Genomic DNA, 20,569 nt, shown 5'->3' with positions numbered 1-20,569 from the left:
TTCTGACCGGTTCGTTACCCTTGCAGCGGGCCTCCCTTCCGGGAGGCCCGCTGTCTTGAGGAAAGTATAGCGAGAGAACCGTCCAACAAACAATCGTTGAATTTATGTTCACGTAGAAGGCACTTGTTTTCGCCCAAAAATGAGTGTAAATTTATCTATTCTTCTCACTTAAGAGTGAGTCCGCTTTTGTGTAATTACAGGGATGCATCATGAACCTCTGGTCTCGACTTCTGTGTACACTCGTGGGCGTAGCCGTATTTTCGACACTCTACGCCGCCGAATTCTCGCAGGCTATTGATGATGAATTGGCGCAAGCCAAGGAACAAGATTTTATCAGCGCACTTGTCTTCTTGCCTAATGCGATTGATATTCGAACTCTCGATTTCACTTTGCATGAACGGCGTGCAAGCCTCGCTGACCGCAATCGTGAAGTCATAGAATCGCTTCTCTACAACGCCGCTCAGAACCAACCTGCGTTCCAGGCCGAGTTAGACGTTGAGCTCGGCAAAGGGACGGTCAAAGGCTACACTTCGTACTGGATTGATAACCTCTTTGTTGTTTACGCGAACAAGAGTTACATTGAGTCCCTACGTGAACGCGGTGATGTGGAATATGTCACGACCAACTTCACTCCGGAACTCATCGAACCGATTCGCACTCCGGAGAATGATAGCGTTCGGCCTCCGCGAAATCCACTTGATACCGAATCCACGACCTCCGGGCAGAACGCGATTGGTGCAACCCGCGTGAACAGGGAACTCGGTATTACCGGACAGGGAGTACTCGTTGCCAATTGCGACACGGGTGTCGATGGCAACCATCCGGCATTGGCATCCCGCTGGCGGGGAAACTTTGCTCCTGTCGCACAGTGCTGGCGTGATGCATTGGGTTCAGCGCCTAACTTTCCGTCCGATGGCAATGGCCATGGCACGCATGTGATGGGGACGATTACGGGACGTGCTATTTCTGGAAACGATACCAACACAGTCGGCAGCGCACCGAATGCACGCTGGATTGCAACTAACTCGATAAATCAAGGTACCGGGTCGGCATTTGACAATGACATCATCGCCGACTACCAGTGGTTCGCAAATCCGGATGGAGATATCAATACGACTGAAGATCTCCCCGACGTGATCCAGAATTCCTGGGGAGTCAATTCAGGATTCTCTGGCTATACTCAATGCGATACACGTTGGAATACGTTTATTCTAAACTGTGAAGCCGCAGGTCCGGTCGTGACATGGTCTGCGGGGAATGAAGCGTCGTCAGGTCTTCGAACGCCTGCCATTCACTCAATGAGCGCATACCAGATCTTCTCTGTTGGAGCAGTTGACGCGCAAGACGGATTGCCACCGTACCCGATTGCCAGTTTCTCAAGCTTGGGACCGACACCTTGTACCCCTGCGATTCCGGACAATATCAAACCGGAGATTTCCGCACCCGGTGTGAATGTGTACTCTTCCGTTCCCGGCGGTGGCTATAGCAGCAGCTATTCGGGCACTTCGATGGCCGGCCCGCACGTCGCCGGTGTCGTTGCGCTCATGCGCGAAGCCTGCCCGAATTGCGATCACATCACGATCAAGAGTGCCATCATGCAGACGGCGCTCGATCAAGGCCCGGCAGGGCAGGATAACACGTACGGGCACGGAGTCATTCAGGCCTACGAGGCTGTCATTGCGGTCTCCAATCTCGGCAGAATTGCAGGCGTGGTTACAGACGGCGTCAATCCGATTCAGGGCGCACGTGTGAAGATCACCTCTGGGCCAAATCAAACGTTAACCGACGTGAACGGCCAGTACTATCTTCCGCTGTCGAGTGGAACGTATGATCTCGAATTCTGGAAGCTTGGGTTTGCTCCGGTTACGGTAAACGACGTGGCGGTTGTGGTTGGAGATACCGTATACGTAAATGTTCAATTGAATGCACTGCAGGCAATCTCTTTCATCAATGAGAATTTCGAAGCAGGTGCACCAGGTTGGACGCATGACGCGGCGGCAGGCTGGGTGGACAACTGGCACGTTTCAACCGAGCGGGCAAGTTCTGGAACGCAATCGTATAAGTGCGGAGATGCAGGCGCAGGCACGTATTCAAATCTATGTGATGCACGTCTGACGTCCCCTGTAATGACGAATTTGCCGAGTTTTGCAACGCTGACATTTGTATCGCAGATTGAAGCGGAAGTCTCCGGTGCATTTGCAGATTCTGCATATGACGGCGGCTTTGTGGAGATTTCCGTGAATGCCGGCCCGTGGACTCAGGTGAGCGTCTCGCCGAACTACGACCGAACTTTCCGCCATAGCGCGGGAGGGGGAAATCCTTACAGCGGTCCGGTGCCCGGCGTGCCTTGTCTCAGCGGAACAGTCGCTTCGTGGACTGCATACACGATCGATTTATCTGCGTATGAAGGTGATAACGTACAAGTTCGTTTCCGATTCGGTTCAGACGCCGGCGTGGCTCGAGAAGGGTGGTATATTGATGACGTTGTGGGAACGGGGTACAGTAACGCATCACTTACTGCTCCAACAGACCTAACGGTCCTCTATGATTCTGAAACGAATGAGCTTGAATTCAATTGGCTTGGCACGGCGCCGATATTCCAACTTTGGAGCTCGCTAAATTACAACGGCCCGTTCGGCACGCTTGAGGGCTCTACGGCAAGTAATTCCCTCAGAATACCATTCCCTGTTGCGGATCAGACTTACTACGTGGTCGTTGCCACAAATGGAGCAGCCATTTCGGTTCCTTCAAGACCCGTAGGAATGAGCGCCAGATAACTCCTGCGCAATGTAGTTAGTAAAGAGCCTCCGCTAATGCGGAGGCTCTTTTGTTAGAAGTAAACCGATAGATGAACAACTTAGTCTGCCTTGACTCGCAGTTTCCGTTTTGGAATCGTGGTCAGCGGAGCACCTGCGTCGCGTCGCGCTGTGACTGTGAATTCGTACTGATCTCCGTGCGAAATAGGAAACTGCCAAGAGGTCTCGGTTCCCGACACTTCTGCCTGCCAATACCATAGTGAATCTCCTGGAAGCGAGCGAAAGACGTCATAGGCTTCGACCACGAGAGGAGCTCCATCCACATCTTCGATGACCGGTCGCCATGACAGCTCGATCGTTGTATCCAGTCGCTGAATAGTCAGTTCCTCAACTGTCTGCGGTTTTGGTTGTGGCGCATCAGCGACAAACAGAATCTGATCGAGGTTCGCGCGCCAGCCGCCCGAACTTGGATTGATTCCAACCGTTCGCATGGTAACAGTGTTGTATCCTTCATTCAGGGCGTGAACTCCTCCCCAAAGTGTGTCACTGCGAATCCAACTGCTGTAGAGAGTCGGTGCGAACATGTCAGTTGCTGGCAGACTTGGCTGGCCATTTATCTCCATCGAAACGTACGGTGCGTTGGATGTCTTTCCAAAGAAGTAAGCTGCGCGAAACGTACCGGCTGCCGGCGCGTAGAACCTGAATGTTACGTAGCTGCTTGAATTTGCTCCAATCAACTGGTGAACCGCAAATCGTCCCCACGGATCCTGATTGTCCGCCCTAATCCAGTCTCGACACCACTCTTCCTTCAGTCGAGTGCCGGCAGCACTTACTTTGTAGATCGTCTCCGCCTCGACTCTAAACCAGTAACGATAGTGAAGCAGGCTATCACAAACTGCCGGTAGGCTGGTGATCGGGGTCGCTGTAACTTGATACTCTCCTTCGTACAATCCATGTTGAACTCGCACTTGCCCTGCAAGCTTACCAACGTTATTTGCAGACGGGGTTGATCCTAACCATGGGGATGGCCATCCGGCGATGGCGATGCTCGCTGTTTCTCCCGGCTGAAGCCCGTGCAACTCGATATCCAAGGTGTCCCCTGCGTAAACGGTGTTGTCGATATCAGTACGCACGGGCCGGAACCAGAGAGTTGGTCCACCTAGGTGGTGCCATTCAGGAGTTATGGTTTGGAAACCGTCATCTGCCCAAAACTGCACCTCATAGTTCCCGGCTTGCAGCGTATCCGGCACAACAAACGTCGCGTCAAATACCGAGTCCGAGTTCACGTGGAGGACAGAGCCTTCTGCAAGTTCGAGGAACGCGCCGCCCATAAATACTCCGAATACCGCAACATTAGGATCACGCTGCGCTCCGACGACTCGCAAGCGCTCGCCGCCGTGAGTAGCGCCGTCGCCGCTCGCATCGAGTATCTCCCATTCAGGACGCTCCACATACGCAAACGACATCGTTCGGTAATGGCCCTGGAAGTTATTGAATCGGCCTACTTCTGTCTCGTATCGTAGGCTTGTATTAAACGGGATGACGTCGTTATTGTGCCATCGGTAGGCAGCAGCTGTGTCCCCCAGGTAGGCGATGCAGCCATGCAGCTCTTCTTGGTCATAAACTGGAGTCCAATATCGCCCGCCTTTGAAATAATCCTCGGTTCCGGTGCCGTGCCAGGAAGGGATAGACTCTCCATCAATGAAGAACACCTCATCTCCTTCAAATACATGGGGATCTGTTTGCTGCATGTCCATCACAGTTCCCACGAAATTTCCCGCACCGGAGAATTCAGCAAGTTTGAAGTTCTCCCAAAGCCGTGTCGGATTCCCCTCGCGATACAGCCCGTTCAGTCGGAATGGCCCGACATCTTCGGCGATGGTCTCGATGGCCGCAGCGAAAGGTTGTAACTGAGACGTTCGATTCTCCAATTCTATGCGGATTCCGCGATCCGCCACAATGGGCAGGTTGAAGTAAAGGGTATCACCCACTGATCCGGTAACTACTGATTGATACGGCCGCCAACCCAAGGGAGTGCCCATGGCGACGGATAGTGGACCTTCAATATCCGGTAGCGGGTATCCATCCGTGTAAACCCTAATCCATACGTTCTCAAAAACCTGCTGAGTACGGTTTTGCATTCGCAGCAACAACCGTCGCGTACGACCGGTAAAAGGTTCTGTAGCGAATGAAATCTTTGTTCCGGGTGCCAAGACCGATGTACAATCGACGCGTGTCTGAAACGGAGTGAATACCGGTATACTGGGAGATTCAAGGCGCTGTCGAAGCGAGTCAAGCTTCACCATGTAGGCGGGACTCGGTGGCATCGTGAAAGAGCTGATCGGTGTGCCTTGAGGATACTTCAATACGCTCACATGAAAGTAGATAGAACCTGCGTTGTTATACGTGATCCTTGCTCTACTTTGAAACGGAATCGGAACGTAACTATAATATCCTCCTGACGAGCTGTCGGCGATTGGCGGAGAAAATGGCTCCATGTCGCCAAATGGATAGGTAATGGGTGTGTCAATCAAGGCTGTTGACATGTTGTCAATATACAGTCGCCAGCGCCAAGCATCCGTAGCGCCGTCCTTCGTCCACCACATGTCTGTGATGACTCCCGGCCCTTCGATATCACAGAGAATCCGCCAGCCATTCGGATCATTGCCATAATACCAGCCCAAGTCGCTATTCCCATCATTTCTTGCCCAACTGGAGAAATGCACAAGCTCAGCCTCAAGCGGGTAGGATAGTCGTTCAGGATGCAGCATATGGTCCCAGTAGACCTGACCCAGTGCTGCCGATAATGGAATCAAAATGAGTAATTGCAGTAGTCTCTTCATAAACCTCGCCAATCCTTAATGAGCCGATCCTTTCCAAAATAGCACCGTTGAACCTGAGTCCGCAATTCCCTGACGCAACCTTTTCTACTCTGATACGTTGTAACTCTCGGCGGAAATGCTTAGTATTACGGGATTACCGAACCAGACAGTTCAAATTTTTCAATAGCTTACAGAGAAGTCTACATGGAACTCCTCTTTTCACCGTGGCCGTGGTACGTAAGTGGGCCACTTATTGGCCTGACAACGCCTCTCTTGCTTCTGCTTGGTGGAAGGGCCTTCGGTGTCTCAAGTAGTCTTCGTCATGTGTGTGCTGCCGTGTATCCTCGTGATATCGAGTATCTGAGATATGACTGGAGGAAGGACGGCTTATGGCTGCTGATCTTTGCGGGAGGCTTGGTTGTTGGCGGGTGGATCGGTGGCCAGCTCTTCAGAGCAGAGAGTTCCGTTGCGATATCCGGTCAGACTGTCAATGACTTGGCCCACCTTGGGATTTCTGATATTCAAGGGCTCGCCCCGGCTTCGCTCTTTAGTTGGTCGAGCCTCTTGTCATGGCCGTCTCTCTTGCTCATGACCGTTGGGGGTTTCCTGATAGGTTTTGGAACTCGTTGGGCAAATGGGTGTACTTCCGGTCACGGAATCACCGGAATGGCAAACTTACAGTGGCCTTCGCTCGTAGCGGTCTGCGGCTTCTTTGCTGGAGGCTTGTTGGCGACGCACCTACTCTTCCCACTGATCTTCTAGAAAAATATGAGCAAGAATAACTCGTCTACTCTATCGCTGAGAGATAAGCTAATCTTCCTGGTGCTTGGAATCTATTTCGGGATAGTTATCTCAAAGTCCGAGGCAATCTCGTGGTTTCGCATTCAGGAAATGTTCCGCTTTCACTCCTTTCATATGTACGGATTGCTCTTTTCCGGTGTCATTACCGCGGCCATCAGCCTGAAAATCATCCGTAGTCTTGGTCTTAAGACAATCAACGGCGAACCCGCGGTGCTTGCACCGAAAGACACTACGACTTGGCGAAACTACCTGCTGGGTGGAACCTGTTTCGGCATCGGATGGGCGTTTACAGGGGCTTGCCCTGGGCCACTGTATACACTTATTGGGACAGGCTTAACCGTAATGATCGTCCCGCTTTGCTTTGCCTTTCTCGGTGCCTGGACGTATGGCTATCTGAAGCCGAGATTGCCGCATTAAAACATTCATGTACTTCCGACAAATAGAAGACCCATTTCTCGCACAGTATGCCTACCTGATCGGCTGTCAGGCGACCGGCGAAGCTCTCTTGGTTGATCCCGAGCGAGACATCGACCGCTATGTAGAGATCGCCGAAAGCAACAATCTGCGGATTGTCGCAATCGCTGAAACTCATATCCATGCTGATTTTGTATCGGGTGCCCGCGAATTCGCGCATCGCTTTCCCGTAACGGTGTACCTCTCAAGCGAAGGAGGCCAGGATTGGGCGTATCAATGGAAGGCGAAGCCTCCTTCCCAAACGAAATTGTTGAGGCACGGGGATACTTTCTCTGTCGGCAAGATTGATATTCAGGCCGTTCATACTCCCGGTCACACGCCGGAACACTTGTGTTTCATGGTCACCGACCGAGGCGGGGGTGCCGATAGCCCGATAGGCATGATCAGCGGAGATTTTGTATTTGTCGGTGATGTGGGCAGACCTGACTTATTGGAGTCTGCTGCAGGCCAGGCAGGTGCGAAGGAACCCTCTGCCCGCGCTCTTTACCACTCTTTAACGAGATTCCTTAATCTTCCCGAATTTCTTCAAGTCTGGCCAGGCCACGGAGCAGGCTCGGCATGCGGAAAGTCGCTTGGTGCGATTCCTGATACAACTGTTGGATACGAATTGCGTTTCAATCCTGCTATTCGCGCGGTACGAAGCGGGGAAGAGCGCTTTGTTCGAGAGATCTTGCACGGACAGCCGGAACCACCTCTCTATTTCGCACAAATGAAGCAATGGAACAAGCTCGGACCTCCTCTGCTTCCAGCCCAAATCCATGTGCCAAAGCTGAAACCCGAGCATGTTGCGTCGCTTGTCAGTGATGACAAGACGGTGGTCATTGACACGCGCACTCCGCGGACTGAATACTTATCTATGCACTTTCCTGGTTGTCTTTGGATTCCGCTTAGCAGAAGCTTCCCGACGTACGCGGGTTCGCTGATTCCTTCAGATCGGAAGATTGTCGTAATTTGCGACTCTTCGCAAGCAGAGACTGCCGCACGATTGCTCTGGCGCATTGGTCTGGATAACTTGTCTGGTTACGTTTCCAGGAGCGACTTTGCAGACTGGATCCTGACACAGCAATGTGCGGCTACTATGGAGGTCATCAGCTTCGAGGAACTGCAAGACAGGAATAGCAGTTTCTTCGTTCTCGATGTGCGCGGGGAAGCCGAGTTTGATGAAGGTCACTTTCCTAATGCGGTTTGCATTCCGCATACGCGAATCATGAGTCGCGTGAACGAATTGCCGAAATCAGTACAAATTGCTGTCTACTGTTCCACTGGTTCCCGCTCAGCTTCGGTTGCGTCCTTGCTATTGAGATTAGGCTTTCGTGTGACGGCAGTCAACCAGGACATTGAAGCCGCCGCGCCGTATCTCATTCAGGATGCAGTTGTTGAGTGAGTCAGATATGCATTCAGTAGTAAAGAGGGTCAAGCGATGCTTGACCCTCTCTCGTTCAACTAATGTCCTGTGCAACAGGGCGGAGGACCGTGGTCCACAGCCAATCCAGCGACTCCTCGCCACAACAGTACGAAGGCAGTGATTGCCAATAATGCACTTGCGGCGACATTCCCGTATTTGCTCCAGCGAGCAGGTAGCTTCTGCAGAACAACTCCAATGCCTAACAATGCAGGCATCGTTCCAAAGCCAAATGCTTGCATGATGAACATGCCGGACCACGGCGATTCTACTGCCGCCGATCGCGCGACCATCGCGTACAGCACGCCGCAGGGCAAAAACGCCGCCGCAAAACCTAATCCAGGAGACATCAACTTCCCCCAACGTAGCGCCCTTTTCGAAACTGCTATCGAGAATTTCGAAAGAAATCCTCCGGACGTGGGGAGGAGGTATGCAAGTGCTAAAGCCAGCAGCATCAACACGCCTCCACCGATGGAAACCCAAGCAGTTACGTGTTGAAGTCCGGCCGCGTCAAGCAACATGGATCCCAAGAGAGCTGCAAGATATCCAAGTAGTGAATACGAAATCAGCTTTCCGAATGAAAAGCCGAGTGGCGCCCACGCTCCGCCCGTTAACTTAGAACGGCACCCCAGAGTCGCCAGTGGGCCGCACATCCCGATACAATGAGCCGAACTCAGTAAGCCCACAAGAAACGCCGGAACAACTTCAGCAGACAAAGAGTTCATACTAATCCACAAACAAAGGAATTCTGTCGCGGTACCACTTCTCACCCTGCGACAGTTCTGCAACACATTCCCACGCTCCGCGCGGCAGAGGTACTTCAGTTCTCAATGCATACTGGCCATTACCCATCGCAAGCAACCTGTTCATCGGGCGGTCCAGACTCTTGTCTGAAGGGCGGTACAATCCGCAAGTGCCCGCGATTGAGTCGCACGGCAGGCCTGCGGCATCAACCACCGTCAACACCACTAATTGCCGATCTTCGAGAGGAACATTTGCAGTGACTTTCCAGCCGGTCCGTGCGGTAGCCTGCTTCTCATTCAAGACCTGTTTCAGGTTCGCACCTTTCTCATAGTAATTCTCTACCATGAGCTCAGGCGGATTCTGTGTGGCGATTGTCAAAACGGCCATGTTTGCGGCGACCGTAGAGACGAGAATCGCAATAATGATCATAGGCCACAGGTTCTGGTCGAGAAACTTCTGCCTATCCTTCTGTTGGACTTCAGTCATCGTGATCCCCCTTTTTGTTATCGTCATCGTCATCATGATCTCGGTAGACCGGGCCAAGGAATTTCGCCGAAGCTCGATTGATAACCTCTGATCCGTCCATAAGTTTGAACTGAATAGGTGTTGACGAGCTTCTTATAGATTTGCGCGGAAGCATGACAAACGCTTCCGCCTTGACACGTTCGCCCGGCGAAATTTCAAACGGCGAACCCGGAACGAGAAGCTCCGCATGTTCAGCTCCTTCAAGCGTCACAGACACTGAACGCGTCCTCACATCTGTATTTGTCATATGAAGTTGAAGCATGTTTCTCACGAGCCCGTCCTCCTGAACCAAATACGGTGCCCCGGGTGCGCGCACAACGGCGAAGTCGACGATCTCGCGGGAAGATAGGCGAGCCAGAAAGAGTGTGAGCACGATCGCCGATACACCGAGGTAAAGCAACGTGCGCGGACGAAGGAGTTTTCGAGACTTGTGCTCCATTCCGGCAAGAGAATCATAGCGTATCAGTCCTGTTGGCCTGCCGACTTTGGTCATTACAGTGTCGCATGCGTCAATACAGGCCGTGCATTGTATACACTCGAGTTGCAGGCCGTCGCGTATGTCTATGCCCGCAGGGCAAACCTGAACACAGCGATTACAAGCAATGCAGTCACCCTTCGGAGTCGGATCATTGGGTCGAATGTGGCCGCGCGGTTCGCCGCGGTGAGTGTCGTATCCGATAATCAAGCTGTGCTCATCCAGAAACACAGATTGAATTCGAGCATAAGGACAAACGAAGTGGCAAAACTGCTCGCGAAACCAAGCGAAGTTGAAATACGTCAGAGCGGTTAAGGAAACAGCGACGACCATCGCTGCGGGATGCGCCGCCCCGAAGGTCCAGAACATCTCGTAGGATGCCTCCGGCCCTATGAAGTAGGCAGTGAAGCTTAAACTCATCCCCGTAGACACAAGCCAGAATATCGCATGCTTGCTGATCTTTTTTGTCCAATATGCGTCGTCGCGCGGACCATCGTGCAGTGCGCGACGTGCCCTGGGATTGCCTTCTATCCAGCGTTCAATGCGGTAAAAAAAGCTCTCCAGATAGACCGTCTGTGGACATGCCCACCCGCACCATAGTCTCCCAAACATTGCGGAAAACCAAAACAATGCGAGCACGCTCAGGACAAGCAGCAACGCAAGCAGATACAAATCAGTCGCCAAAAATGTCTTGCCGAAGAACGAGAATCGACGGCTGACGAGATCGAATAACATGAAAGGATTGCCGTTAATCGTGAACCACGGGGCCGCCAGATAAAAGACGACCAGAATCGCCATCACGATGTTCCGTCTTCCCGACCAACGTCCCTTCGCTTGATCGTGAAAAACCCAGTTTCTCTTCCCGTGCTTGCCAATCGTCGCGCTCGTCGTTGGGATCGTGTCACGACTTACGACGGGCCGTTCCTTCAGATTACTCAAGATTCGCCTTTCCGCTCTCCAAACCAATCCCTCTGACTTATATCTTTGTCGTCGTGTCTGAAGTTGCTGACTGCGACTCCGATGGAGCCTCCTTTGGAGCACGAATGGATGCCATATCAAATGGCTCACCCTCCGGCTTTTTGCCGGGAGTAGGCGGCTTGGTTTCCCACAGTGTCATAACGTACGCCGTAATCATCTTGATCTTACGCTCTCCTAAAATTGGTCCCCACTGAGGCATTCCCTTCGCAGCCACGCCGTTTACAATGACAGCGGCAATCTGATTCTCGTTCGGACCGTGAATCCAGTAATTGTCCGTTAAGTTTGGTCCGATTCCGCCCTCACCGTAGCTCCCGTGACACGTAACGCAGAATGTTCCAAAATACTTTTTCCCTGCCCCTATGGGGTCTGAATCATACGCACCGGAGGCGATTAACTCCGCTTCACGTTGCTCAGCCCGCATCGCTGCTCTTGCGAGATCCCGTCGCAAGTAGTCTTTCGGAAGCAAATCGAACATGTGAACGATAGGCGTATAAACAACTGCGAAGACTATCGAAACCAGAAACAGATTCACCCACCATTTCGGCAGCGGATTGTCTGCCTCCTGAATACCGTCAAAGTCGTGCTCAAGCAACTCCTGTTCAGGTATAAAGTCTCCTGGCAGCAGTTCCTCGCGATGTTGCTCGTTATGTCTTTCGCTCATGAGAGCCTATCCTCTTGCAGAGTTGTTGTGAGTTACTTCGTGGTCGTCGTCGTCCAGCGGCAAACGGCTGTCGTGCTCGAATCGATTCTTCTTGCCGGAAAACGTCCAAAGCAATATCGCCGTGAATGCCGCCAGCATAATCAGAAGTGCGATTATCGGCCACGTCGTTTGTCCGGCATGCTCCATCACGTCACGTATCATGGTGTGCCCGCCAAAAGTTGCAGCGGCTGCTTGCCCATTCGTTGCAAGTACGCAATGATAGCGACCATCTCTTTATCTTCCATATCGGGGATGCCCTCTGCCGCAAGGCGAGCGGCAATCTGTGCCGCCTGCGAGCGCATCGCTTCCGGCGCATTCTCAACGTCGAGGTCAGAGTACGGGACATTCAGCAATTGCATGGCCCTCAGTTTTGCTTGAATATCTGTCGTATTCAGCTTGTTCTCAGCAAGCCAGGTATACTGTGGCATGATTGAACCCGGCGATGTCGATCGTGGATCCATCATATGCAAATAGTGCCAATGATCGGGATACTTTGCACCTACCCGCGCGAGGTCCGGGCCGATCCTCCTCGATCCCCACTGAAATGGATGATCGTATTCGAACTCGCCTGGCTTTGAATACTCCCCGTATCTTAGGACTTCGTCTCGCAGCGGGCGGATCATTTGTGAATGGCAGTTGTAACATCCTTCACGGACATACAGATCCCGTCCTTCAAGCTCTAATGGCGTGTATGGTACTGCTGCACTGGCGTGTATCGGCACATAACTCTTGGGCATGATCAACGGCACAATCTCCACAATTCCGCCGACCGTGATCATGACTAAGACCAGCATTGTAAAGGCAAACGGCGATCCTTCCAGAACATGGTGCCAATTTGCCTTCCCTGCGTAGCTTGCCGGTTTCAGACTTGCAAGTGATGGCGCGGTTGCCTCTTCATCCTCCGAGACTTGAGCGGATCTTACCGTCCTCCAAACATTGTAGCACATTAGGATGATGCCTGTAAGATAGAATAATCCACCCAAAAGACGTGTATGATAGAATGGCAGAATCCGTTGAGTCGTCTCCACGAAGTTTGGATACTGAAGTAGTCCGTCCGCGTCAAAAGCACGCCACATCAGTGCCTGCATAATACCCGCAGTCCAAATTGGAACAATGTAGAGTAGAATACCAATCGTTGCGATCCAGAAATGCGTGGTCGCGAGTCCCTTGGAGTAGAGTTCGGTTTTCCACAGCCTCGGAACGAGGTAGTAAAACATGCCGAAGACCATGAAGCCGACCCAACCAAGTGCTCCGCCGTGTACGTGTGCGACCGTGTAGTCTGTATAGTGTGTGAGAGAATTAATCGCCTTGATGGACATCATCGGTCCTTCAAAGGTCGACATTCCATAGAACGTCACGGAAAGAACGAAGAACTTGAGAATCGGATCCTGCCGGACTTTATTCCATGCGCCGCGCAGCGTCAACAATCCGTTTAGCATGCCTCCCCAAGAGGGAGCGATAAGCATAATGCTGAATACTGCGCCGAGTGTCTGAGCCCAATCGGGAAGAGCGGTGTAATGCAGATGGTGCGGGCCCGCCCAGATGTAGATGAAAACCAGGCCCCAGAAGTGAATGATCGAGAGTCTGTAGCTATAGACCGGTCGATTCGCAGCCTTGGGCATAAAGTAATACATCATCCCGAGAAACGGAGTGGTTAACAGAAATCCCACTGCGTTGTGGCCGTACCACCACTGGACCATTGCGTCTTGCACTCCGGCAAAGATGGGATAGCTCTTGACCATGGTCGCAGGTATCGCAAGATTATTCACGATGTGCAGCATCGCGATTGTCACGATTGTGGCAATGTAAAACCAGATGCCGACATACAAGTGTCGCTCGCGCCGCCGGATGATCGTGCCAAAGAAATTAATACCGAAAATCACCCAGACCACGGCGACGGCGATGTCAATCGGCCACTCAAGCTCGGCATACTCTTTGGAACTTGAGATTCCCAGCGGCAGCGTGATAGCCGCCGCAACGATAATCAGTTGCCAGCCCCAGAAGTGGATTCTTGAAAGCGTGTCGTTAAACATGCGCGCCTTCAGTAGCCGCTGAGTCGAGTAGTACACGCCGGCGAAGATTGCATTCCCCGCGAAAGCAAAAATCACCGCGTTCGTGTGCAGCGGACGAAGCCGACCGAACGTGAGCCAAGAGGTGTCGAAATTAAGTTGCCAGAAGGCCAATTGTGCGGCTACGATAACACCCACAAGCATCCCCACAACACCCCACAGCAGGGTGGCTATGGTGAACTTGCGTACGATATCGTAGTCGTACCGAAAGGTGTCCATCGACATACGGCTATTTCCCGTCTTTATCTTGAGTTGAATTCGTTTCGTCAATCAAAATGCGGTGTGCAGGTGTTTCCAAGTCGTCGAACTGCCCGCCGCGCACTGCCCATAGATAGAAACCGACAAAAACCAGAATGAAAACGACTGCAAAGCCTAATAACCACGTAATGATGTTCACAGCTTGCTCCCCCTGACGGCCAAAGTCAGCACGGTGATAGAGGAAATTGGCATCAGAATAGCTGCCAACAATGGAGAAACCAAGCCGGCCATCGCCAACCCCGCACCGATAAGATTGTAAGAAAGCGCGATCACCACATTGCGTTTGATTGTGAAGAGTGTGTTCCGCGATACCAAAACTAATTCAGCAAATGCCCTCGGACCTCTGCGTGAAATGAAGACGTCGGCCGCGCTTCTAGCGACGTTTGCGGCTTCGGCAGCCGAAACACCAAGAGTCGCTCTTGACAGAGCAGCCGCGTCATTCACGCCGTCACCGAACATCGCGGTGGCCACACCTGAAAGCTCAAGTTCCGACACGCGCGTAAGTTTGTTTTCGGGAGTCGCTTCGCCATGGGCATGCTCCAGCGACAATGCGCGAGCAACCCGCTCAACTTCACCCTGTCGGTCTCCGCTGAGAAGTTCGACATGTATCCCGAGTGACCGCAAAGCTTTGACTGCTTCATCTGATTCGGGACTGATTGGATCTGCGACCTGAAATGCCGCAACCACCAACCCGTCGCGAGCTACGAAAACATTGGATTCAACCGCAGCAGTCCAGCTTGGCATAGGAATCTCGTTCTCCCGAATCCAACGACGTGATCCGATCGCTACACGCAACTTGTCAACCAACCCGCTTATGCCTTGAGTCTCTACATGCACTTCTTCAACAGGCAGAGTGGTCGCACGAAGATGTTGCAAGGCTACGCCGATCGGATGAACAGAGTACTGTTCCAGCGCGGCGGTCATCGTCAGCACGTGCTCCTGTTCGCGCGGCGACAAATCAGGAGCATAAATTGTTTGTAGCAACTCCATCCTGCCGGATGTTAGTGTCCCGGTCTTATCAAGAATCGCATGCTGCACTCTTGCGGCCCGCTCTAAGGCATCTGAAGACTTGATGAAAATCCCGTGCTTAGCTGCTCGACCCATTGCAACCGATAGGGCGACCGGAGTCGCAAGCCCCAATGCGCAGGGGCAGGTAACCACGAGAAGAGCGGCGACGTTCCAAAGGGCACGAGACGGATCCGCTTGCCACCATATTAGAGCAGTGATCGCGGCGAGCGATAACACCGAAGCAACAAAATATCCCGCTATCCGGTCATGCAGTCTGACAATTGGAGCACGTTCGGTTGCGGCACGACGCATCATGTCACTTAGTTGAGCAAGTCTGGTAAATGCGCCGACGGCTGTTGCTTGAATCTTTAGCGGCATAGTTACGACTTGTGAACCGGCAAAGATCCTGTCGCCTGCAGAATGCATCACCGGCGCGGATTCACCTGTCAGATGCGCTTCGGTTACCCAGCCGCTTTGCAGCGCAATGCCGTCAACAGTTACCACGTCGCCCGGCAAGAATACCAGTGAATCGCCGGCGTCTGCTGCTGCCAATGCTATTTCTTCAATTCTGCCGTCCACCTCCCTGCGCACCGTCCGAGGTGCCTGCTCCATCAATGTCTCCGAAGCGTCTGCCGCACGTGCCGTCGCGCGACTAAGCAGCAGCCTGCCCACCAATAGCAAAAAGATTAGCAACGCCATGCTGTCATAGTAGACGTCGCCTCGATTCTGCAGAGTTGCCAAAACACTTACTGAAAAGGCAGCCAATATTCCCAGACTTATTGGCAAGTCCATATGCAGCATTCCTCCCCGCAATCCGCCGATAGCACCCTTGTAGAACGGCATTGCAGAGTAGATCACGACAGGAAGCGAGAGGCCGAAGCTGACCCAACGAAACAAACTCGCTTGGTCCGGATCTATCCCTGTGAAATCCCCCGCATAGAGAGCGATGGCAAGCAGCATGATGTTGCCAGCGACTGCGCCGGCAACACCCATTCGAAGCAGAAGACTGCGTCCCTCCTTCTTGCGTGCCGCAGCGATGCTATCTTCGTGGAGTGGGTGTGGTGTGTATCCTATTCGATCGAGCGAGCGTCCCAACTGACTGAGTGTAACGACCCGCGGATCAAACACAATCTCTACGATCGAACGACCCAAGTCAAGGTTTGCATAAGCAGCCCTCTCACGCTCCATGAGAACTTTCTCGACGAGCCACGAACATGCCGCGCAGTGAACGCCTTCCAAATAGAAGCGAATGGATAACCGTCCTTCAGCGCGTGGCTCGGCGAACTTTGCCAAGAATGCTGCTTCGTCAAAATACTTGAACTCCTTGCCTGAAACAGTTGCCGGTCCGGTAATCGAGTTGCCGAGGTCTGCCCGAAGTGCATAGTAGTCGTCAAGATTTGACTCATGCAGGATAGCATAAACCGACTCGCAGCCCGCGCAGCAAAATGAGTGCACGTTGGCAAGTCTCCGCCGTGCCGCAGGGACAGGTAAGCCGCAGTGCGCGCAAGCCGCTGGACTTTCCTGCAAAGCTGATTTCTGCTGCTTGACTAACTCAGGAGTTGGCATGAGATGGGGACGTTTCGGAGGCACAGTCTATTGAAGTATCCTGACAGGGGTTTCGCAGACGAAATTCGTGCCCTTTCAATTTTTAATCTGACAAATAATGTCTTATTTTAAATAATTGATTTCATTACAAGCTACTGTCTGACAACTATGCCGTTGAATGCTGAGAACACGCGCGGGTCTCTTCTCGCATTTATTTTGGTATCATAGGATAACTATTCGGGAAATGCAACCCCGGCATTCTGTTCTGATGTGCGCTCCCGAATGCAGGCAGGAGGCTTGTGAGTTTTGCCTGAGACGAAAAAAGCCGGGGATACCCGGCTTCAGAAATTCATTCATTGGTTGTTATTCAGCTATCAACGATCGTACCCTTAATGGCATCAAAACATCGGCAGGTCCCTGAGGCAGAAACACAAAGCTTGTATCCTGTACAACGTCAATCAGGGACCAGTTCCCGTCAGTGCCACACTCTTCAATCAGATACATCAGGCCATCGGTGCTGCACAACCTCGGGGACTCCGGTCTAAACCAAATGAGCCGAAGTTCCCCTGACTCCAACACACTTGTTGCAAGTCGACTGGGAATCCATTCGACATAGGTATGCGGTGTGTAGAATGCCCCGATATCCGCGACTGATAAGTCCGGATCACATTCCAAACTTGGATCTGCCGCGTCGAGGCAGGGCGATGACTCCAATATGGCGTAATTCCCTCCAGCCGGATTGACAAATTGTGGATTGGCAACGATATTGCTGTATACATCACTCGGCGTTCCCAGAGAGTTTTGATCAATCCGTCTACCAATGTTTGGTGGCCCGTGAATCTCGTTATCGGACACGTATCTGAAGTCACCCGAGCGATTGTTGAAAATGTTACAATACTCAACCAGAGCCGAAGCGCTGTTCGAAAAATATATACCGTCCTGATTGTCCGTTATCTGAGTTGAGTTTATTCTGCACTGCGTGTCCTGCAATCTGAACCCTGCTCCCTGATTCGCATCATTGAAAGCTATCGTGCACCTTTCAAAGTCCGGGGCTCCCCGGCTCACCCAAACACCACCTCCTTGACCGGACGAGTTGGATGCGAACAACGTGCGTGAGAATCCAACAGTACATTGAATCAGGCAAGTGCCGCCTCCTGTCGTTGCTCCGACATTATTCCGAAGTGTCGAATGGGTGATCGAGCCACCAGTGTCAGTTGCATAGATTCCGCCGCCTTGAATGGCACTATTCCCTTGCATCGTCAGACGAAAAGCGTTGATGGTCGATCCTGACGCGTAAAGTCCGCCTCCGTTCCCGCTTGCACTGCTTCCGTTTATGATCAGACCATTCAAATTGGCAATCGCATTGCGTAGGAAAATTGCCCCTCCATCAACGGCCTGATTTCCGAAGTACTCAGAGTTGCCAACTGATATTGTTCCACTTTCTGCGGATATCCCTCCGCCGGTAGTTGCACTACACCGCTCAATTCTGCAGCTGTCCAAAGTGGCTTGTTGTGCACCAAGTACATGAATGCCTCCACCGCCTGTTCCGGCGGTACACGACTCAATTCTGCATAACACAAGCGTAGGAGAACCTTGAACAACTCGAATGCCGCCACCACTATTACTCGTGCGACAGTTTCGAATCGTGCAAGCTGTTAGTAGAGGCGAGGCATCGGAAAAACAGCCAACGCCGCCGCCGCTGCTGTCCGCAGATCCAGCGATGCAATTTTCTATCACTGTGTACTTCAGCCAGGATTGTGAAGACTCGCTTCCGGAAAATCGAATGCCCCTCCAGGATTGGAGATTCTGCAACGTGTCAGTGCTGAAGAATATGGAATCGTTCTCACTGCCATTGCACGTCAGAGTCCCGTACACGATCACGGCGAATGGTCCCATGAATTTCAGCCGCACGCCGGACTGGAGTAGTAATTCTTCTCCAGCTGGAACTATGATATCACCGTAAACTCGATAAGTGTCCGCATGCAACTCCCCGTGTTGCTCTCCCCACACGATGTTGCCTGATACTGCGCTGGAATTCTCGTAACAACCCATGTCGGGAAGCCCGGCCGCACTTCCGCTTCGGGACATTCCAAGAATGTCGACACCAGCAAGATTGGGAGTGCCCGCATTCAACGCCGGACTGCTAATCGGAGTTGTTCTTAAACTGTAGGGTTCGTCGGAAGTCTGCGCAAATTGAGGCGGCAGGAACACGTTGCTGTAGCCGTCGCACGAATCACCGTTTGCCGTCACGGACGTCAGCGTGCCCATTGCAGGGGGCAATTCTCCCTCGAAGTTAGGTGAGCCTACACGATAAATCAGTGAGTTTCGGATCGTCCAGCCGGATGAAACACCGGAAATCCCGGCTCCAGCATGAGGCGTTTCTCCAATTCCTGTCGCGGTAACGCTGGTCAGCACGCAATTCGAAAACTCAGCGTTAGTGGCACTCGAGAATATTGTGTGACCGGCGGACGCGCGATTCGTTGCGATCGTGCAATGCACAAGGCGGGGATTGGATTGATCCGCATAAATTCCTCCACCTGATACACCCGCGCGATTGCCCGTAATGAGAGCATTGGTAATCGGAACCAATGACGCGCTGAGATGGATCCCGCCTCCCAAATGCGTGGCCTGATTATCTTGAATTCGAGTTTCTGATACGGTTGGTGAAGACTGTCGAAGAGCCAGTCCCCCGCCATGCCTTGCCTGATTTCTACTGATGATTGTGCGTTGAAGCGTGAAGCCCGTTCCTTCTGCATAAACTCCCCCACCCAGGGAATCACTACGGTTATCGACGATTTCGCAGTCTGTAAAGGTCGGAACTGCGGAAAGGATGTGCACCCCACCACCACTAAACGGACAGTAGTTTCCTTCAATCAAGCAGTTTGTTATCGTTGGCACTGCCAGCAGACGCAAATACAGTCCACCGCCGCCGCGCCCTCTGGCAATGTTGTTCCGGATAGTGCAATCAACCAGGGTTGCCCTGCTATACCTGCTGATAACGAGTGCTCCCCCTTCATCAGAAGAAATGTTGTGTTCAAACAAGCATCTCTCGAACAATGGATTAGCGCCGGAACGGTATGAGTGGATGGCGCCCGCATCATCCGCAGACTCATTCCCGATGAACTGACAGTCGCTGAATCGCGGTGACGCCTCCCAACAGTAGACCGCACCCGCGTCTCGCAACAGCGTGCGGTTGTAAAGAAACTGACAGGAGTCAAAACTCACTGTGGAGGTGCTGTCGTTGAGATATACTGCACCACCCTGTGCACCCAGTGAAGTATTTCCCTCAAAACGACAACGACGGAAACTCGGGGGACCATTGGCCACCAGCGCTCCGCCGCTGACATTCGAACTGTTCTGCGTGAATTGACAGTCTATGTAAGTTGCATTTGCATAGCGATTGTGAACAGCTCCGCCTGTTTTAACACAACTGTTGCCGTCGAATTCGCATCGTTCGAAACGCGAACCGTGGGCATTATTCAAGAAGACCGCGCCGCCGTCTGCGCGCGCGCGATTCCCACGGAACACGCAATCGTAACAGCGCACAGACGCGTTCGGTGCTGCAAACAACGCGCCCCCGTTTGTACCCGCATAATTCCTGGAAAACTCGCAGTTCCGGAAGGTGACAATTGATCCCGCACCCGAAACATAAACGGCACCGCCTGCGCTATCGCTGCTGGTGCCGTTCGTAGATAATCCGCGATCGAATCGACAATACTGAAAGATCGTGCTATCTGCGCCGATCAACCGGAGTCCCTTCCAGCCCAGATCGGGGTTGGTTCCGGTATAGGTAAAAATCACTGAGTCAGTAGGCAATCCTGCAGCGTTCAAATGGCCATTCACGATGAACTTGTGATGACCACGGAACTCCACGCGAACCCCGGCCGCGATCTTCAGTCGACTGCCTTCGGGCACCGTGACATTCCCGCTTTGTATCACGTACGGGCTTCCTGAAAGCAACCAATTCCCGGACACGTTGCCAGCCGGAACAATCGTCTCGCAAGAGGCAGGG

At 52.5% G+C, this 20,569-nt stretch carries 14 protein-coding genes; 4 read left to right on the top strand and 10 right to left on the bottom strand.

The annotated features are described in order from the left end of the window. Positions 1 to 209 precede the first annotated feature (209 nt). Positions 210 to 2,777 (top strand): S8 family serine peptidase, encoded by a 2,568-nt coding sequence (locus KJZ99_04380; GenBank protein ID MCL4305126.1) that lies wholly within the window; start codon positions 210 to 212, stop codon positions 2,775 to 2,777. Between the two features lie 80 nt (positions 2,778 to 2,857). Here KJZ99_04380 and KJZ99_04375 read toward each other — a convergent pair whose 3' ends face one another. Beyond that, positions 2,858 to 5,599 carry a DUF2961 domain-containing protein gene (locus tag KJZ99_04375; protein MCL4305125.1) on the bottom strand — a complete coding sequence of 914 codons (2,742 nt, stop codon included), beginning with the start codon at positions 5,597 to 5,599 and terminating at the stop codon, positions 2,858 to 2,860. Between the two features lie 183 nt (positions 5,600 to 5,782). On the opposite strand from KJZ99_04375, the gene KJZ99_04370 reads away from it, so the two are divergent. Genes KJZ99_04370 through KJZ99_04360 form a run of 3 tightly spaced genes read left to right on the top strand, consistent with a single transcriptional unit; the run spans position 5,783 to position 8,237 of the window. After that, complete coding sequence (locus tag KJZ99_04370; GenBank protein ID MCL4305124.1) at positions 5,783 to 6,340, top strand: YeeE/YedE family protein; 558 nt, start codon at positions 5,783 to 5,785, stop codon at positions 6,338 to 6,340. 6 nt (positions 6,341 to 6,346) lie between these two features. After that, positions 6,347 to 6,796, top strand: coding sequence for a YeeE/YedE family protein (locus tag KJZ99_04365; GenBank protein MCL4305123.1), 450 nt, complete (start codon positions 6,347 to 6,349; stop codon positions 6,794 to 6,796). Positions 6,797 to 6,803: 7 nt separating this feature from the next. After that, a complete protein-coding gene (locus KJZ99_04360; protein ID MCL4305122.1) occupies positions 6,804 to 8,237 on the top strand; it encodes an MBL fold metallo-hydrolase in 1,434 nt (477 codons plus the stop codon). A gap of 59 nt (positions 8,238 to 8,296) precedes the next feature. Here the strand turns inward: KJZ99_04360 and KJZ99_04355 are convergent, their stop codons facing one another. From KJZ99_04355 to KJZ99_04315, 9 genes are all read right to left on the bottom strand, one after another. After that, positions 8,297 to 8,980, bottom strand: coding sequence for a sulfite exporter TauE/SafE family protein (locus tag KJZ99_04355; protein ID MCL4305121.1), 684 nt, complete (start codon positions 8,978 to 8,980; stop codon positions 8,297 to 8,299). Position 8,981: 1 nt separating this feature from the next. After that, a complete protein-coding gene (locus KJZ99_04350; GenBank protein MCL4305120.1) occupies positions 8,982 to 9,485 on the bottom strand; it encodes a FixH family protein in 504 nt (167 codons plus the stop codon). Further along, on the bottom strand, positions 9,478 to 10,938 hold the full coding sequence (ccoG, locus tag KJZ99_04345) for a cytochrome c oxidase accessory protein CcoG (protein MCL4305119.1): 1,461 nt from the start codon (positions 10,936 to 10,938) through the stop codon (positions 9,478 to 9,480). Before ccoG ends, KJZ99_04350 begins: the two co-directional genes overlap by 8 nt. A 37-nt stretch (positions 10,939 to 10,975) precedes the next feature. Continuing rightward, entirely contained in the window at positions 10,976 to 11,638 is a 663-nt protein-coding gene (locus KJZ99_04340) for a c-type cytochrome (GenBank protein MCL4305118.1), read from the bottom strand. Between the two features lie 6 nt (positions 11,639 to 11,644). Further along, positions 11,645 to 11,839 carry a CcoQ/FixQ family Cbb3-type cytochrome c oxidase assembly chaperone gene (locus KJZ99_04335; protein MCL4305117.1) on the bottom strand — a complete coding sequence of 65 codons (195 nt, stop codon included), beginning with the start codon at positions 11,837 to 11,839 and terminating at the stop codon, positions 11,645 to 11,647. Then, positions 11,836 to 13,971 (bottom strand): cytochrome-c oxidase, cbb3-type subunit I, encoded by a 2,136-nt coding sequence (ccoN, locus tag KJZ99_04330; protein MCL4305116.1) that lies wholly within the window; start codon positions 13,969 to 13,971, stop codon positions 11,836 to 11,838. Before ccoN ends, KJZ99_04335 begins: the two co-directional genes overlap by 4 nt. A gap of 4 nt (positions 13,972 to 13,975) precedes the next feature. Next, complete coding sequence (ccoS, locus tag KJZ99_04325; GenBank protein ID MCL4305115.1) at positions 13,976 to 14,143, bottom strand: cbb3-type cytochrome oxidase assembly protein CcoS; 168 nt, start codon at positions 14,141 to 14,143, stop codon at positions 13,976 to 13,978. After that, entirely contained in the window at positions 14,140 to 16,578 is a 2,439-nt protein-coding gene (locus KJZ99_04320; GenBank protein MCL4305114.1) for a cation-translocating P-type ATPase, read from the bottom strand. Before KJZ99_04320 ends, ccoS begins: the two co-directional genes overlap by 4 nt. A 342-nt stretch (positions 16,579 to 16,920) precedes the next feature. Continuing rightward, positions 16,921 to 20,496 carry a right-handed parallel beta-helix repeat-containing protein gene (locus KJZ99_04315; protein MCL4305113.1) on the bottom strand — a complete coding sequence of 1,192 codons (3,576 nt, stop codon included), beginning with the start codon at positions 20,494 to 20,496 and terminating at the stop codon, positions 16,921 to 16,923. Positions 20,497 to 20,569: the final 73 nt, after the last annotated feature.

The organism is bacterium (genome assembly GCA_023382385.1).
Taxonomy (GTDB): Bacteria; Electryoneota; RPQS01; order RPQS01; family RPQS01; genus JABWCQ01.
This window is presented reverse-complemented; position numbering and strand designations above follow the sequence as displayed.

What these genes read in the sequence shown, in the direction of transcription:
- KJZ99_04380 (MCL4305126.1), top strand. Translation starts at nt 210, where the DNA reads ATGAACCTCTGGTCTCGACTTCTGTGTACACTCGTGGGCGTAGCCGTA.
- KJZ99_04375 (MCL4305125.1), bottom strand. Translation starts at nt 5,599, where the DNA reads ATGAAGAGACTACTGCAATTACTCATTTTGATTCCATTATCGGCAGCA.
- KJZ99_04370 (MCL4305124.1), top strand. Translation starts at nt 5,783, where the DNA reads ATGGAACTCCTCTTTTCACCGTGGCCGTGGTACGTAAGTGGGCCACTT.
- KJZ99_04365 (MCL4305123.1), top strand. Translation starts at nt 6,347, where the DNA reads ATGAGCAAGAATAACTCGTCTACTCTATCGCTGAGAGATAAGCTAATC.
- KJZ99_04360 (MCL4305122.1), top strand. Translation starts at nt 6,804, where the DNA reads ATGTACTTCCGACAAATAGAAGACCCATTTCTCGCACAGTATGCCTAC.
- KJZ99_04355 (MCL4305121.1), bottom strand. Translation starts at nt 8,980, where the DNA reads ATGAACTCTTTGTCTGCTGAAGTTGTTCCGGCGTTTCTTGTGGGCTTA.
- KJZ99_04350 (MCL4305120.1), bottom strand. Translation starts at nt 9,485, where the DNA reads ATGACTGAAGTCCAACAGAAGGATAGGCAGAAGTTTCTCGACCAGAAC.
- KJZ99_04340 (MCL4305118.1), bottom strand. Translation starts at nt 11,638, where the DNA reads ATGAGCGAAAGACATAACGAGCAACATCGCGAGGAACTGCTGCCAGGA.
- KJZ99_04335 (MCL4305117.1), bottom strand. Translation starts at nt 11,839, where the DNA reads ATGATACGTGACGTGATGGAGCATGCCGGACAAACGACGTGGCCGATA.
- ccoN (MCL4305116.1), bottom strand. Translation starts at nt 13,971, where the DNA reads ATGTCGATGGACACCTTTCGGTACGACTACGATATCGTACGCAAGTTC.
- KJZ99_04320 (MCL4305114.1), bottom strand. Translation starts at nt 16,578, where the DNA reads ATGCCAACTCCTGAGTTAGTCAAGCAGCAGAAATCAGCTTTGCAGGAA.